15 protein-coding genes are annotated in these 14793 nt (G+C 46.5%); 6 read left to right on the forward strand and 9 right to left on the reverse strand.

All coding sequences use genetic code 11. The features are described from left to right. The 3 genes from RMO84_RS04370 to RMO84_RS04380 form a co-directional block, all read left to right on the forward strand. The coding region (locus RMO84_RS04370; RefSeq protein WP_310487259.1) for an ATP-binding protein at positions 1–1266 on the forward strand (1266 nt) is incomplete at its 5' end. Positions 1267–1382: 116 nt separating this feature from the next. Continuing rightward, the gene (locus tag RMO84_RS04375) at positions 1383–1622 is read left to right on the forward strand and encodes a DUF2281 domain-containing protein (protein WP_310487260.1); all 240 of its coding nucleotides are present in this window, start codon (positions 1383–1385) and stop codon (positions 1620–1622) included. 3 nt (positions 1623–1625) lie between these two features. Continuing rightward, complete coding sequence (locus RMO84_RS04380; protein WP_310487261.1) at positions 1626–2018, forward strand: type II toxin-antitoxin system VapC family toxin; 393 nt, start codon at positions 1626–1628, stop codon at positions 2016–2018. A 294-nt stretch (positions 2019–2312) separates the two neighbouring features. Here the strand turns inward: RMO84_RS04380 and RMO84_RS04385 are convergent, their stop codons facing one another. The 4 genes from RMO84_RS04385 to RMO84_RS04400 form a co-directional block, all read right to left on the reverse strand. Further along, positions 2313–4076, reverse strand: a complete 1764-nt coding sequence (locus RMO84_RS04385; RefSeq protein WP_310487262.1) for a M61 family metallopeptidase — start codon at positions 4074–4076, stop codon at positions 2313–2315. Between the two features lie 150 nt (positions 4077–4226). Next, complete coding sequence (locus RMO84_RS04390) at positions 4227–5357, reverse strand: HetZ-related protein 2 (protein ID WP_310487263.1); 1131 nt, start codon at positions 5355–5357, stop codon at positions 4227–4229. Positions 5358–5633: 276 nt separating this feature from the next. Next, entirely contained in the window at positions 5634–6731 is a 1098-nt protein-coding gene (locus RMO84_RS04395) for an ArsA family ATPase (protein ID WP_310487264.1), read from the reverse strand. Position 6732: 1 nt separating this feature from the next. After that, positions 6733–6927, reverse strand: coding sequence for a DUF2862 domain-containing protein (locus tag RMO84_RS04400; protein ID WP_309730492.1), 195 nt, complete (start codon positions 6925–6927; stop codon positions 6733–6735). Between the two features lie 231 nt (positions 6928–7158). On the opposite strand from RMO84_RS04400, the gene RMO84_RS04405 reads away from it, so the two are divergent. Both RMO84_RS04405 and RMO84_RS04410 read left to right on the forward strand, forming a co-directional pair. Then, positions 7159–7890, forward strand: a complete 732-nt coding sequence (locus RMO84_RS04405; protein WP_310487265.1) for a superoxide dismutase — start codon at positions 7159–7161, stop codon at positions 7888–7890. Positions 7891–8029: 139 nt separating this feature from the next. Continuing rightward, a complete protein-coding gene (locus RMO84_RS04410) occupies positions 8030–8236 on the forward strand; it encodes a hypothetical protein (protein WP_310487266.1) in 207 nt (68 codons plus the stop codon). A gap of 60 nt (positions 8237–8296) precedes the next feature. Here the strand turns inward: RMO84_RS04410 and RMO84_RS04415 are convergent, their stop codons facing one another. The 5 genes from RMO84_RS04415 to RMO84_RS04435 form a co-directional block, all read right to left on the reverse strand. Further along, positions 8297–9745 (reverse strand): LCP family protein, encoded by a 1449-nt coding sequence (locus tag RMO84_RS04415; protein ID WP_310487267.1) that lies wholly within the window; start codon positions 9743–9745, stop codon positions 8297–8299. Positions 9746–9956: 211 nt separating this feature from the next. Further along, positions 9957–10355, reverse strand: coding sequence for a hypothetical protein (locus RMO84_RS04420; protein WP_310487268.1), 399 nt, complete (start codon positions 10353–10355; stop codon positions 9957–9959). Between the two features lie 556 nt (positions 10356–10911). Beyond that, entirely contained in the window at positions 10912–11334 is a 423-nt protein-coding gene (locus RMO84_RS04425) for an acyl-CoA thioesterase (protein WP_396135768.1), read from the reverse strand. A 110-nt stretch (positions 11335–11444) separates the two neighbouring features. Further along, a complete protein-coding gene (locus RMO84_RS04430) occupies positions 11445–13541 on the reverse strand; it encodes a response regulator (protein ID WP_310487270.1) in 2097 nt (698 codons plus the stop codon). A gap of 281 nt (positions 13542–13822) precedes the next feature. Further along, positions 13823–13981, reverse strand: a complete 159-nt coding sequence (locus RMO84_RS04435; RefSeq protein ID WP_310487271.1) for a hypothetical protein — start codon at positions 13979–13981, stop codon at positions 13823–13825. A gap of 126 nt (positions 13982–14107) precedes the next feature. Between RMO84_RS04435 and RMO84_RS04440 the strand changes: the two genes are divergently transcribed. Beyond that, a partial coding sequence (locus RMO84_RS04440) for a pyruvate kinase (RefSeq protein ID WP_310487272.1) occupies positions 14108–14793 on the forward strand: 686 nt, incomplete at its 3' end.

Raw genomic sequence — 14793 nt, forward strand, 5'->3', positions numbered from 1 at the left:
AATTTTAAACAACGGATCGATTTACCATTGGGCGGCGAATTGGGCGAATTGATCGGCAGTTTTAATGAAATGGCGGAGAAATTAGAGATATTTGAAGAACAAAATATCGATGAACTTACGGCTGAGAAGGCAAAATTAGAAACCCTCGTCACGACGATCGCTGACGGTGCTGTCTTGATCGATAATAATCTCCATATTGTCTTGGTAAATCCCAACGCTCGCCGCTTTTTTGGCTGGGATCGGCTCGATCTCAATGGGACAAATATCCTGCATGTCTTGCCCGGTAGCGTTTCTGCCGAACTCGCCCGTCCTTTGTATCAAGTGGCAGCGGGTAAACTCGATGGTGAAGAATTTCGGATTACCCTCAACCATCCCGCCCAACGGACAGTCAGAATTTTAATTACCAACGTCCTCGATCCGATCAAAGAAAATGTCCGAGCGATCGCGATGACGGTACAAGATATTACGCGCGAAGTCGAACTCAATGAAGCGAAAAGTCAATTCATCAGTAATGTCTCGCACGAACTGAGAACGCCATTATTTAATATCAAATCATTCATCGAAACGCTGCATGAATATGGCGATGAGTTAACTACTGCCGAACGTAGTGAATTTCTCGATACTGCCAACCGCGAAACCGACAGGTTGACGAGATTAGTGAACGATGTCTTGGATCTATCTAAACTAGAATCATCCCACACTTATCTTTTCGATGCAGTCGAACTCGATCGCTCGATCGAACAAACCCTGCGCACCTATCAGCTCAATGCTAGAGATAAAGGCATCGAACTGTGTCAAGATATCGAATCCGATCTCCCTTCGATCTTAGGAAACTACGATCTGATCCTCCAGGTGCTGGCAAATCTGGTCGGTAATGCCCTCAAATTTACCAAAGCCGATGGGAAGGTCACACTCCGCGCTTATCGCGCTCAGTTGACTCCTGAGGCAGGTGAAGAGATTAATGGGATCGTTTCTGAAGTAGTCAGAGTTGAGGTTGTCGATACTGGCATCGGCATCGAGCCTGAAGATCGGATGGCAATTTTCGATCGCTTCTTCCGCGTCGAGAACCGCGTCCATACTTTAGAAGGCACTGGATTGGGATTATCGATCGTCCAAAATATTATCGAAAAACATCACAGCCAAATTCACATTACCAGTGCCGTCGGCGTCGGGACGACATTCTGGTTCGATCTGGCGATCTATCAACCCCATGTCGAGCAGGTAGAAAATCCCCAGCTTATCGCAGCAAATATAGAATCCATTTGAGATCTTTGGAAACGATTGTCGATCTGCCGAATCGTTAGCCGGAAACAGTTAAGGTATGTCTCCGCTCTCGCCCAATCTAGGCTAAAATCGAACCAATAGACAAGGAACCAGGCGTCATGTCACAAACTAACGCAATCGCGAGCATTAATTCACTTCTCTTGCAGCTCCCCGAATCGCTCCAAGTCGAGGCATTGCACTATGTTGAGTACCTGACTCACCGCCGTGTCGGCACAGATTCCCAGATTGGAAATCGTCCCACGACCCCAAAACGTAATGGTTTCGGCATTCTCAAAGGTAAAGTCACGATTTCTGATGACTTTGATGCCCCCCTAGAAGAATTTGCCGATTACCAATAATCTATGAACCTGCTCATCGATACTCACATTGTGATTTGGTACATCGCTGGAAATCCTAAGTTGAACTCAACGATGACCGATTTGCTAGAACCGACTGAGAATGACATCTCCATCAGTGTTGCCAGTCTTTGGGAAATTGCTATCAAAGTCGGCAAAGGCAGGCTCGATCTAGGCATTGATTTCCATGAATTAGCAGGAATCCTGGATCGACTAAATATTCAAATTTTGCCGATTCTGTTCGACGCTCTCAATGTCTATCGAACATTACCTCTTCACCATGCCGACCCATTCGACCGGCTCATTATCGCCCAATCAATTAGCCAGAATTTAGTGCTAATGAGTGCTGATTCAGCGTTTAGCGATTATCCGGTACAGAATATCTGGTCAGAACTGTAATGATTGTCAAGGTTCGATCTGGCAATCTATCAACCCCATGTCGAGCAGGTAGAAAATCCCCAGCTTATCGCCGCAAACGTAGAATCTATTTGAGATCTTTAGATGGAGATCGTCAGCCAGAAACGGTTATGAAATATCTCAGCTGAATCTAAGCATGAGCAAAGAACAATAAAATAAGACCAGCAACGATAAATATACCCCCTAACACCTTCATAAATACAAGGTAATTATGGGTTATATAGATACACAATCTTCAACCTGCACAACTCTCGCCACTTAGCGATCGAGTTACGGTTACTGATGGCTAACCCAACCCTTAAATAATTGGCGTTGTCGATCGACAGTATCTACTGATGCTTGTAATTGATATTGCTGGGGTTGTGGAGCCGCGAGAATTACGGAAACAGTCATCAAGCGATCGGCATGAAAAACTGTCAGCTCGATTTGTTGTCCGGCTTGATAAAATTTAAGTCGATCGGCTAATTTTTCAGCAGTTACTTTAAACCCATCGATCGCCAGTAATTCATCGCCAGGATCGATGCCAGCTAATTGGGCGGGAGAACCAGCCGTTACAGATTTAATTGCTTCTCGACCGTTTTCATGCTTAACATTTAGTCCTAAATGTGGAGTAGTTGCTTCGCCAGATTGCAACTCTAAGCCGAACGGTTTTAAGTATTCATTGAATGGTAATTCTTCAATACCGTGAATGTATCGATCGTAAAACTCGGTCAGATCTGTACCCGCGATCGATTCAATAATATGCTTTAACTGGGTTTCTGTAAAACCAACTTCGGCTTTACCAAACTGTTCCCACATGGCCACTAAAACATCATCGAAAGATTTAGTTCCAGCCGTACGATCGCGGATCGTTAAATCTAGCAACAATGTCACCATCTCGCCTTTAAGATAGTAAGACATTTGCGAGTTAGAACTATTGGCATCGGGACGATATAGTTTCACCCAGGCATCAAAACTCGACTCGCTTAATGGCTGCACCAATCGCCCTGGTGTTGTCAGGTAACGGGTAATTTCTTTGCTCAGTTCCGTGAGAAATTCTTTCTCGTCATAAATCTCCGCTCGTCTGGGAATTATCAGATCGTAATAACTAGTCGTCCCCTCACTAAACCAGAGCGAGGGAGTATAATTTTCCCCCTCATAATCAAATTTTTCGAGCGCAGCCGGACGAATACGTTTGACATTCCAGAGGTGGAAAAACTCGTGAGCGACTAATTGCATAAAGCGATTGTGCTTCTCGCTACCTTGAAATCCAAAGCGAGGATAGAGTAGCGAACAGCAGTTTTTGTGTTCTAAGCCACCACCACCGCTAGGCGAGAGATGTAGTAAGAAAATATATTGTTCGTAGGGCAGTCCGCCAAATATTTTGGCTTCGACTGCCACGATTTTTTTGATGTCGGCGATCGCAATTTGCGGATCGAAATTACCTTCACCCCAGACAACTAGCTGATGAGACTTATCGAGTACGGTGAAGTCATAAATTTGCCGACTACCGATTTCAAACGGGCTATCGACTAAGGTATCGAAATCATTTGCTAGAAATGTCTGGGGGCTAATTTCGGGTAATGGCGTCGTAATTTGCCAATCGGGATGAGCGGGAATAATCTTTATGTCGATCGGGCAGTATTCATATCCAGGAATATAAAAACACAACGCCGCCGGATTGAAATAGCCGTGAGTAGCATCTAAATGATTCGTGCGTACGGTTAGTTCGTTAGCAAACATCCGATAACTAATAATAATTTCACTATTACCATTAGTTTGAATCTGCCAGTGATTTTTAGCAATTTTGATAACAGTTAACCTTTCGCCCGCGCTGGTTGATGCGACGAAATCTTGCAAGTGTCTGGCATATTCGCGGACTAAATACGAACCTGGCGTCCAGACAGGCATTTTGACATCGAGGATTTCATGATGCCAATTACTCACGTTGAAGCGGACTTCAAATAGATGAGTCTGCGGCTGTGACATGCCGATTTGATAAGCTAATTTCGGCACGTAAATTGGCGTTGTCGGAGTAGTAGTTGCGATCGCTTGAGTCATTTCTGGAAGTGTGGGGAGAGGGGAGACTGGGAGACTGGGAGCAAACTAACTAAATTGTGCAAACCGAGCTATTTTTTGGTGCGTTACGCTTCGCGATAACACACCCTACAATCTAATTTGGAACGCAGTTCCAATATCAATTATCAATTATCAATTAGTTCTCATTTCCTGAGCTGCCAGATAGATCTGACTCCATTCGCCCATTACTTGGTTGGTTTTGATTTTGAGCGATTTGGCGATTTCCTCGACAGCAGTTCCGGCTTTTAATGCCAGCATAATCTCGCGTTGCTTGGGTTCCAAATTATCGCAAAACTGCTGCCATTGATGGGGAGTTAAGCCGAGATTATGTTCTTTTAAAGAGATGTGCAACCACTGCGAAACCAAGTCTGACTCTGCTTTTATTGCAAAAACTTTCAGTGTATGATAATTAATCTTCTCGCGCAGACGATAGACTTGCTTGACATCTATTTTTAAGGCGATCGCGATCGCTTCTGGTGTCTTACCTTGGAGATAGAGAGCCAGCCATTTTCCGGCTTCAGGGCTAACATGTTCGACTAAATAATCGTGAAGTGTCTCCTTAACTCTGTCGCGAGCGATTTGCGTTGCCTCCCACTCTTGCTGTTGTTGATAATGATCCTGAGCTTGTTTATCGAGTAAGCTAAAAGTTGAATCGCTATCGCTAACAATCTCATCGGACACCAGCTTGACTAGCTCGCTTTGCGGGACATTAGTCACGCCACCTTTTTGCGATCGCCGCAGATAGTTGACAAAACGATGGGCGAGTAAGGGTTGATTGCGCACCGGACGCAGGCAATATTCCTCAATACTGGCAAATAGCAATGTATCCCGCAGGCGCGGATTTTTGGTACATTGTCCGATCCAAGCGATTTGCTGTTGAATGTATTTATCACCTTGCAGCAGTTCTTGAATTACTTCTTGTAAAACATCTACTACTTGCCGCTGACGATCGTTACTCAGTGTCAACCACGCGCGAATTTTGTCTCGCAAAATCGCCAAACCACCGAGCCGCTGCATCAAATTTTTGTACGCCCGCTCTGGCGATAAGCCCAAGTATCGCTGCACCAAGATCCGCAAGCGATAATCCATCGCGCGATTGGCAATTTTGAGGTGTTCGGGATCGAGGGTTTCGAGCCGTTCGCGATTTTCGCCCAGCAACCAGTTGAGAATGCTTGTTTGGGTAGTTGAATCGCGATCGCTACATTCGGCGGCGATCCGAGTCTCCCATTCGGCGGCGATGCGATCTGTGATTACCTGCGTCATCTGGTGCTTGCTCCTGTCCCCTCGGTTTAAATTAAGGCTGCGATCGATACTGACTACAATTCACAATATAGCTGACGATCTATCGTAAACGGTGCAGCTGAATGGCTCGATCTAGATCTACTCGTCAGATGCTAGTTAGGCGATCGAATTCAGAAAGTTGTCGGGGTATCGATAGAGAATCGATCCGATAAACTTTAGTTCCAATTTGCAACTAAAGTTTATCGGATAGCCATTTTGAAATTTGACACCAGTGACACTCGATTCCCTCAACATTAACTAGAAGGACACGATTAGATAGCCATTCTGAAATTTGGCACCAGTGACACTCGATCCCTTCAACTGCGGTGGTAAGACAATATTGCGGCGTTGATCTCCAGCCTCGATCGTCACCTCTGGCCCCGATTGCGTTAGCTTTACTTGGGTTTTATCAAAACCAGGTAAATACAGCCTGACTTCGCGCTTGGGGATGTCAATGGCGATCGGTTTGGGTGCCATTACCGCCTGACTAAAGTCGGGCATCGCATCGATTAAGGGTTGCCAATCGGTACCGACTCGCGTCGGGATCGCCGATATCCCCAAGGGATCGAATTCGGATGAGATCGCCTCCGTCACCGTCCCGCGATTGAGCAACACACCACCGATCGTCAAGCCTGACTGCTGGGCACTTCCCCATAAATATTTCGCTGTGGCAATGGCCACTGGCTCCTCGGTCGCGATCAAATAACCCGCCACGCGCTGGGGATTGCCAATAACAGCTTGACTTTTGGCCAGAAAACTATTGGCTTCTTGCATGGGGGCAGAGACTCCGCTTTCGCCCGTCCAGGCAATCGCGGCAATCGCTGCGATTGCTGGTTGCATAATCGGTGCCACCGTCCGCCACAAGTCTGATTCTTCCACAACTGCGACAAACCGGCGGAGATACCAACTCAGACTATCCGCCATCCCGGCCATCCGCAGGGTAGTTAGATCGCCAGTGCCATCGTAGACGATCGTGTCGTACTTGCCACTCGCATCGTACTGGCGCAGGGCATTAAGCGCGATCGCGCTATCCATCCCTGGCAAAATGGCCAATTCTTGACCGTACACATTGCGCAATAGGGGCGATCTCAAATAGCGCGCCTCAATTTGCTTGACTTCTTCCCAGCCCCGTTCGATCGCGACCGTGGCCGAAATTAATACTACTTCCAGGTTTGCGCCGATCGATTGGGGTTTATCTGTGAGGGGAACACCCAGCAAGATCCCCGTCGCGGGCGTGGGATCTTGGCTGACAAATAATACCCGCCGACCCAGGTTAGCTTGTTGTTTGGCAGCGGCGATCGCCACTGTAGTGCGACCGGAACCGCCTTTACCAAGGAAGGTGAGAATTTGGGGCATATTATTCTACAACTTTGAGTTCATCTTCAAAAAACCAGGTACTAGTTTTGTCTTCAAACTGGACGACAGCACCGACGCCGCTACCATCTGTCATTTTGAACTCTGTAATAGTACCTACTTTACCTAGTTTACTCACAACGCCATTAGATACGCGATCTCTGAGACGAAAAACTTTGACTTGTTGACCGATTTCCATTGAGCTTAAATTTTATTGATATAATTTCTCCATTCCACAGTTTACCTGAATTCCACGCTCAGATTAACTCGCCTGCGATCGATTCAGCCGATCGCCGCTACTGACGGTATTATCGATGAGCTGTCAGATTGCCGATCTCGATCGACAGTCGGGATCTCGGTTTACGCCACCAGCGATGACGCAATGAAATATGCCAGACTAGAGGAAGTGTCTCATCCTCGCAGCGAATTTATGATTACAACCAGACGTAATTTTCTCTATCTACTCGGCGCAGGTGCGACATATACTTTTTTTGGATCTGCTAAATCCAGTTGGGCAGACGATAATACGACCATCGCTGCCAAAGCTGCGGTATTTACACTGCCGCCACTTACCTATGCTTACAATGCCTTAGAACCGCATATCGACGCCACGACGATGAAATTTCATCATGACAAGCACCATGCTGCTTATGTCAAAAATCTCAATGCAGCGATCGCTAAATATCCCCAGCTCCAATCCAAAACGATCGAGCAACTGCTAACGAGTCTGGGGACATTGCCCAAGGATATTCAAACTACCGTTAGAAATAATGGCGGCGGACATTACAATCACACGATGTATTGGCGGATTATGGGGCCAAAAGGTGGTGGTGCCCCAACCGGCGCGATCGCCACGGCAATTCAATCGCAATTCGGGTCGTTCGATACTTTCAAGACGCAATTTAATGAAGCGGGTACCAAGTTGTTTGGCAGTGGTTGGGTCTGGTTGGTGAATGATAAGAACAAGCTTAAAATTTTGACTACCCCCAATCAAGACAGTCCGATTTCCCAAGGCTTATATCCAATTATGGGCAATGATGTTTGGGAACATGCCTATTATCTCAAATACCAAAATCGGCGTCCTGACTACTTAGCTGCTTGGTGGAATGTCATTAATTGGACTGAAGTAAATAATCGATATGCCAAAACGCAGAAAGCTTAGGTTTAGTTAATAATTGATAATTGATAGCTAACTTTCTGTTATGGGGGTATAGGAATAGGACAGTGAATACTCCGATTCTATTTCTCCTTAAGTAAAGATGTTTTAATCCTATTTTTTCGATCGCCAGATCGACGTAAATATGAATAGTAATGAATTAGCCAAATATATCGAAGAGACGGATGGGATGGGTAAATCATGGCTACTGGTGCAACTTCGCTTGCAAAAGTTGGCAGAAGCTAAACCCGATTTGTCGCCAGAAGAATATATTGTGAGATTGGAGGATATTCACCGCGATATGATGAATCTCGGCGAATGGTGGTTGGGAATGGAAAACGAAGTATTTTAAGTTGGGATCTGGATCGACAAAGGGAGAGTCGATCGACCCTCCCTTGCTTTCTACTGAAAACTACCTAACTTTTTGATTGAGAGATTTGTAGTCATTTTCTCTTTGGAGCCAATCGCGACCGAGTTTGATCGTCACATCAGAATATAAATTGCCCGAACTATCGACTTTTACTTCCCCAAATCCCAAAATCTTCGATAAACCTTCAGCAACTTCTGGATTGCCTTTTTGAGCGATAAATTGACTAGTCGTAAGATCTTCTTTGATTTTGAGGTTGCTGTCGAGATGGACGTTTTGATAGCCAGCTCTATTTAATCGCTTAATCAACCTGGTAGTAGCATCTGGGAAGTGACTGGTATCTTGAATATTGATGCGGAGATTTTCAGCTTTGGGTTGTTCTAGAGAAATTTGGCCGTGGTCGAAATAACGTGCCATCATGTTTTGGATCGCTTTCTCATCAGGTAGCCAATAACTCGTACCATGTTTCCCATCGCCATTGTAGTCACCAGGCATCATTAGTGACTGCATATTCGATTTGCCATTCTGCATCGAGAAGCCACCCAAGGCTAGCAATTCTTCGACGGTGAGATTGGTATCGACTTGGTGTTGAATGACCGAAAATAGCTGGGGAATTCGGGTCAGGGTCATCGGGTTGAGAGCTTGTTCCATTAGAGCTTTCATAACCATTTGCTGGCGTTGCATTCGACCGATATCACCGTTGGCATCGTGACGGTAGCGTAGTAGTCCTAGTAACTTGATGCCATCGAGATGTTGTTTACCCGCCTTGAGGTTGACGTAGAAATGTTGGGAGTCATCTTGATATTTGATATCTTTGGGTACCGTGACGGTGACTCCGCCGAGTTCGTCTACCAGTTTAGCGACGCCGAGATTGTTGACGCGAATATAGCGATCGATCGCCACCCCACCTAAAACCTTACTGACTTCCTGTGCTGTCGCCGCAGGGCCACTTTGATGGTCTACTGCATTAATTTTTTCAACACCATGTCCAGTTCGCTCGATTCTGGTATCCCGAGGTATGCCCAGAACGATCGTCCGTTTGGTTTGCGGATCGAAGCGGAGCAGCATCATCGTATCCGACAAGCCGTCTAGGGAGTCAACTTCAGCATCATAACCAGTTTTTTTGCGCTCTTGACCATTGCTATTTTTGACGTCAGAGATATTGGTTTTAATCCCCAGCAATAGAATATTGACTGGCTTGGAAACTTCTGGTACCTGCAACAGACTTCGCGAGAAAGCTTCCCGGCCATTTTGTTTGAAGAATGCGGCATCGGCAGCGGATAGAGCGCGCTGTTGTAATGGTGTTGCCGTCAGTGAGACAGCCAAGAAAGCCCCAGCAGCCGCCGAGAAGGCACCGATACTACCAAGTCCCAACCACAGGAATAACGGCATTTTCCGCCGCCTTTTGGCTTGCTGACGACGTACCATTGGGGGATTTGGTTTACTCGCGCGCTGGCGATGCCGATCTACTTTTCTAGCTTCCACTTTACTCACGGGTTAATAGGGGTTGGTGGGGTTTAATAATCCTGGCGATCTTGAGTCGATCGATCTAGTCAGGGTGTGATGCCTTTGGTCACAGCGTCAGCTTACACTATATTGTTTGTTTCTTGGCCGCTTGGTTCGGAATCCCGAATCGCCAAGTGGCGATTTGAGTAGGGTAGAGACGATCTCACCCAGGATCGCCAGCAGAACGCGCCTAGATCGACTATCGCTGCCGTAATGTCCGCTCTGCTAGCGCACTAACTCCAGGCAGTCGAATCGATTTCTTTTGCCAGAGTAACATCATTAGCCACAAGCTAGTCATGAAATAGCCAGAGGTGACTAAAGTATTCAGAAATAAGAGCCGGAATCCCAGGGCGGATGCGCCGGATAGATCTGCACCGACATTTAAACTCACATAAGTGCTCAACCAGCCCAAAGCCAGCAAAATAGATAATCTACAGGCGGCTAATTGTTGCTTGTCTCGCTGGCCGCGATAGATGGCCCACATTGAAGGTAATAATCCGATCGCTGGCGCAAGATAGATAAATGTTTCTAGTCGTTCGAGCGTGCTGGGTTCTGGATGGACAACTGGTTCTGGGGAAGTATCGGGCAATGACATCATAGGCTGCAATTCTGGCAATGATAATGTTTGTTCTCCATAGATCTAAAATCCCCACTTTTTGGGTCTTAAGCACCATTTCGACAATATTCTTTCGACCGAATTTTAGAACTAGGGGGGAGCGATCGCTCGCCACCAACTTCAGGTTTCAGCCTAAATGCAATTAACTATAAATTGTAAAGGGCGATCGCGGCATCTGTCTTTATACGGAGAATAGTGATTTAGGGCTAATTTACATGTGCTGGTTTGTTTGTATTTGTTGCTCAGAGCAACATCTGACGATTAAATTGGTTGTTAATATTTGCTTAATTATTTCAGAGATCGATTGCTGCTGGCAAGTGACAAAAGTCATTAGAGTGCGCTCCACCTGCCGGTAGCGATCTCGGCCAAATTGCACTCGGAACAAGAGGATCGCTGGCTCCAGTCATGCTGTTAGCCCTAAATCTCGATGCGGCAATAATTAAGCTCGAATTAATACTGCAAATAGCCGATCGATTAGCGATCTCAATCTGCGCTCACGGCAACTATCGATCGAATCAGATCGGCGGCAAGTGCTTGGTTAACGCCACCGGACTAGCCACTCGCCAAGCGATCTGGGCAAATCTTGACGTTTGCGAGTCTGCGGATCGATGACGACATGCTTGGTGGTGACAGTCGCTGCCAAATTTTGGCGTTCGGTTGCTGCGGCATCTAGTGTCAAGATTTGATAGATAATCTCAAATTTACCGCGATCTATTTCTGCCGGTGTCAGTGAAATCGAAACTCGATCGCCACAATACAATGGTCGTAAAAAGTCAGCCGCTACGTGAGTTATCGGTACTGCAAATTCTGGATTACTAACAAATGATTTGAGATCGATATCCGACTCGATCAGCGAAGCTTCATAAGCCACATGACAGAGCGATATGATACTCGCAAAATACACCACCCCAGCCGCATCCGTATCTCGAAACTGAATCGTATAATCATACTCAAAAGCCATTTCTTTATTTGACAAATGTCATTGTATATAGATGTTTGTCAACTTTTGGTGCGTTACGCTCCGCGATAACACACCCTACGGTATTCTTACTATCCCCTATTCCCTATCCCCTAAACTAATAACAACGGCTGACACTGACTCAAAGCATGAGCTAATTGTTCGATTTTCACAGGTTTAGTCACATAGTCATGCATCCCTGCTGCCAAGCACTCTTGCCGATCGCCTTCTAGGGCATTGGCGGTCATGGCAATGATGGTCGGACAGCGGTGTTCGGGAAATTCACTGAGAATGCGGCGGGTCGCTTCCATGCCATCCATTTTGGGCATTTGTAAGTCCATTAAGATCACATCATAGGGATGATGCTGGAGTCGCTCGATCGCTTCTAAACCGTTCATCACGACATCAGCTTGATAGCCAATTCTTTTGAGCATATGGATGGCAACTTTTTGATTGACGAGATTATCTTCAGCCAACAGGATACGCAAGGGAAAAGCAGCTTGAAACCGATCGTAACTCGATGATTTTGACTTGAGCATTGCGCTCGATCGATTGGTATCTTGACCTAAAACTTGTGCTAACACATCTTGCAATTGAAATTGCCGAATTGGTTTATTTAAAGTTGCCGCAAAATCTACGTGGGCGGCTTCGATTTCGGCGCGACTGATACTCACAGAACTGAGCATGACCAGGGGTAATTTTTGATATTCTGGAAACTCGCGAATTTTTTGAGCGAGGGTCAAACCATCCATTTCGGGCATCTGCATATCCAAGATCGCCAGATCGAAATGTCCGCGCAAGTTGAGCAATTTGAGCGCGTCGGCTCCAGATTCGGTTGGGTGCGGGAACATCCCCCAAGATTGAGCTTGCAAAGCTAAAATCTTGCGATGGGTGGCATTATCTTCAACGATTAATAAGCGTTTGCCTTGTAATTGAGTGGGCTGATGTTGCTCCTTATGAAAAGATTGCGCCGAAGGTGGAGCTGCTTTAGCGACGATCGTAAAAAAGAAACTAGAGCCACCAGTCCCACTGCTTTCGACCCACATTTTACCATTCATCAATTCGGTCAGGCGTTTGCTAATAATTAAGCCCAGACCAGTGCCACCATAGTTACGGGTCGTCGAAGAATCGACTTGACTGAAAGCTTTGAATAAGCGATCGATTTTGTCTTGGGGAATCCCGATACCCGTATCTTTAACAACGAACCTGACTTCATAACTTGGCTCGTCAGGCACGATCGGGTTATTTTCATCCGCTTTAATCTGCTTGGCAGTGACACCGACAATTACTTCACCAGCATTGGTGAATTTCAAACCATTACCAACTAAGTTGACTAAAATTTGACGAATGCGCGTGACGTCGCCATACAGACAACTTGGTGTATTTTTGTAGATTAGATAAGCGAGTTCGAGATTTTTTTCGGCGGCTTTAGGTGCGAGGAGATCGAGGGTTTCTTCAATACAATCGCGGATATCGAACGGTTGGTAATCTAGTTCCAATTTTCCCGACTCAATTTTGGAGAAGTCCAGAATGTCATCGATCAGGGTGAGTAAGACGTCGCCACTATGGCGGATCGTACTCACAAACTCATGTTGTTGGGGGGTAAGTTCGGTATCGAGCAACAATCCCGTCATCCCAATCACCCCATTCATCGGCGTGCGAATTTCGTGGCTCATCGCTGCCAAGAAAGCACTCTTGGCTTTATTTGCCGATTCTGCGGCTTTTCTGGATTGTTCGAGCAGATGATTTTGCTGCTGTAGCTCCTCAGATTTTTGGCGGAGGGCGAGATTTGAGGCTTCTAATTCCCGATGCAAATGGGACTGGTCGAGGACGCGCTTGACGCGTTGGCGCAAAACCGCCCAGTGAATCGGTTTGGTGATATAGTCTGCCGCACCGACAGCGTAGGCTCGATCGAGTGATGCGCTATCATCGAGTCCGGTAATCATCAATACTGGCGTCAAATCGCCACCAGGCAATTGTTGTAACTGTTCGCAGCACTCAAATCCATCCATTTCTGGCATCACCCCATCCATCAGTACTAAATCGGGGCGGATTTGTTGATAAATTACCAGTGCTTCTTCCCCGTTGCTTGCTGTCATCACCTGATAACCATCATGCATGACTTTTTCGCACAGAATCGAGCGCACTAACTCATCGTCATCAACAATGAGGATTAGGGGTGGGTGATGGGGTGGATTACCAATTGTCATGAGGGCTTTGCGGGTGACAGTTGCGACACGCGGGGTAGGGAAACTGTAATCTAAAAGTGCGAAAGCGATCGATTTTGGCAGCGAAGGAACGTGGCGGTAACAAAAGTGCTCGCGATCGAGATTCGACCTCGTCGTGGTTTGATGTCAGTATCGCATGGCGATCTCGATCTCGAATCGATTCGCGCGGCAATGGCGATCGAAACTGTTTAACTGCGTGCGAGCGATAGCTTCTCTCTTATACTATTTATCCCGAGTATTTACTACAAACTGACATCTAGTTCTCAAAATTCTTTACGCGTTTTTGTCAAGATCGTCACAGCTGTCGGAATCGGTAGTCCCGATCGCCAATCGCCACATATTTCCGAACTTATAGATCGATCGCCAATAACTAACAACGGTTCTGTGCTACCATCCAGTGTTATCTGCGACCGATCGGACATCACTGGCCGAATTTGCGATCTAGATTATTAGCCCCGATTCTTTGCGTCCGAGTCTTAAGTGCCCAGCGTTAGCTTGCCAGGACGATCGCCTTGTCTTTGCTCCTTCGATCCTTTGACTGTAACTTCATGCAATTGCGAGATTCCCTCCGCCGAACGAAGATTGTTGCTACTATCGGCCCGGCTACCAGTAGCCCTGAAGTCCTGAAACAATTGATTCAAGCCGGAGCGACCACTCTCCGGCTCAATTTTTCCCACGGTACTCATGACGATCATCTAGCCAACATTCGCTTAATTAGGCAAATATCTTTTGAACTAAATCAACCTGTCGGGATCTTGCAAGATTTACAAGGGCCAAAAATTCGCTTGGGTAAATTTGCCGATGGTTCGATCGTCCTCAAAAACGGCGATCCCTTCACGCTCACGAGTAAAATTATTCCTGGGATGCAGACGATCAGTTCGGTGACGTACGACACCCTCGCTGAAGAAGTCCCTGTCGGTTCGACGATCCTGCTCGATGATGGGAAGGTGGAGATGGTGGTGACTGGCGTCGATCGGGATACGAGCGAATTGCACTGCGAAGTCGTCGTTGGCGGCACGTTATCGAACAATAAGGGCGTAAATTTCCCTGGTGTTTACCTCTCGATTAAAGCTTTGACCGATAAAGATCGCGTGGATCTGATGTTTGGCCTCGATCAAGGTGTCGATTGGGTCGCTTTGAGCTTTGTGCGCAATCCCGCAGATATCCTCGAAATCAAAGAACTGATTGCCAATGCGGGCAAAGAAGTCCCCGTGATCGCCAAAATCGAGAAACA

Source organism: Chamaesiphon sp. VAR_69_metabat_338 (assembly GCF_031423935.1).
Classification (GTDB): Bacteria; Cyanobacteriota; Cyanobacteriia; order Cyanobacteriales; family Chamaesiphonaceae; genus Chamaesiphon.

Coding starts and splice junctions, on each gene's coding strand:
- RMO84_RS04435 (WP_310487271.1), bottom strand. CDS start 13,981: ATGTCCGATCGGTCGCAGATAACACTGGATGGTAGCACAGAACCGTTG.
- RMO84_RS04380 (WP_310487261.1), top strand. CDS start 1,626: ATGAACCTGCTCATCGATACTCACATTGTGATTTGGTACATCGCTGGA.
- RMO84_RS04410 (WP_310487266.1), top strand. CDS start 8,030: ATGAATAGTAATGAATTAGCCAAATATATCGAAGAGACGGATGGGATG.
- RMO84_RS04405 (WP_310487265.1), top strand. CDS start 7,159: ATGATTACAACCAGACGTAATTTTCTCTATCTACTCGGCGCAGGTGCG.
- RMO84_RS04395 (WP_310487264.1), bottom strand. CDS start 6,731: ATGCCCCAAATTCTCACCTTCCTTGGTAAAGGCGGTTCCGGTCGCACT.
- RMO84_RS04375 (WP_310487260.1), top strand. CDS start 1,383: ATGTCACAAACTAACGCAATCGCGAGCATTAATTCACTTCTCTTGCAG.
- RMO84_RS04430 (WP_310487270.1), bottom strand. CDS start 13,541: ATGACAATTGGTAATCCACCCCATCACCCACCCCTAATCCTCATTGTT.
- RMO84_RS04400 (WP_309730492.1), bottom strand. CDS start 6,927: ATGGAAATCGGTCAACAAGTCAAAGTTTTTCGTCTCAGAGATCGCGTA.
- RMO84_RS04425 (WP_396135768.1), bottom strand. CDS start 11,334: ATGGCTTTTGAGTATGATTATACGATTCAGTTTCGAGATACGGATGCG.
- RMO84_RS04385 (WP_310487262.1), bottom strand. CDS start 4,076: ATGACTCAAGCGATCGCAACTACTACTCCGACAACGCCAATTTACGTG.
- RMO84_RS04390 (WP_310487263.1), bottom strand. CDS start 5,357: ATGACGCAGGTAATCACAGATCGCATCGCCGCCGAATGGGAGACTCGG.
- RMO84_RS04420 (WP_310487268.1), bottom strand. CDS start 10,355: ATGATGTCATTGCCCGATACTTCCCCAGAACCAGTTGTCCATCCAGAA.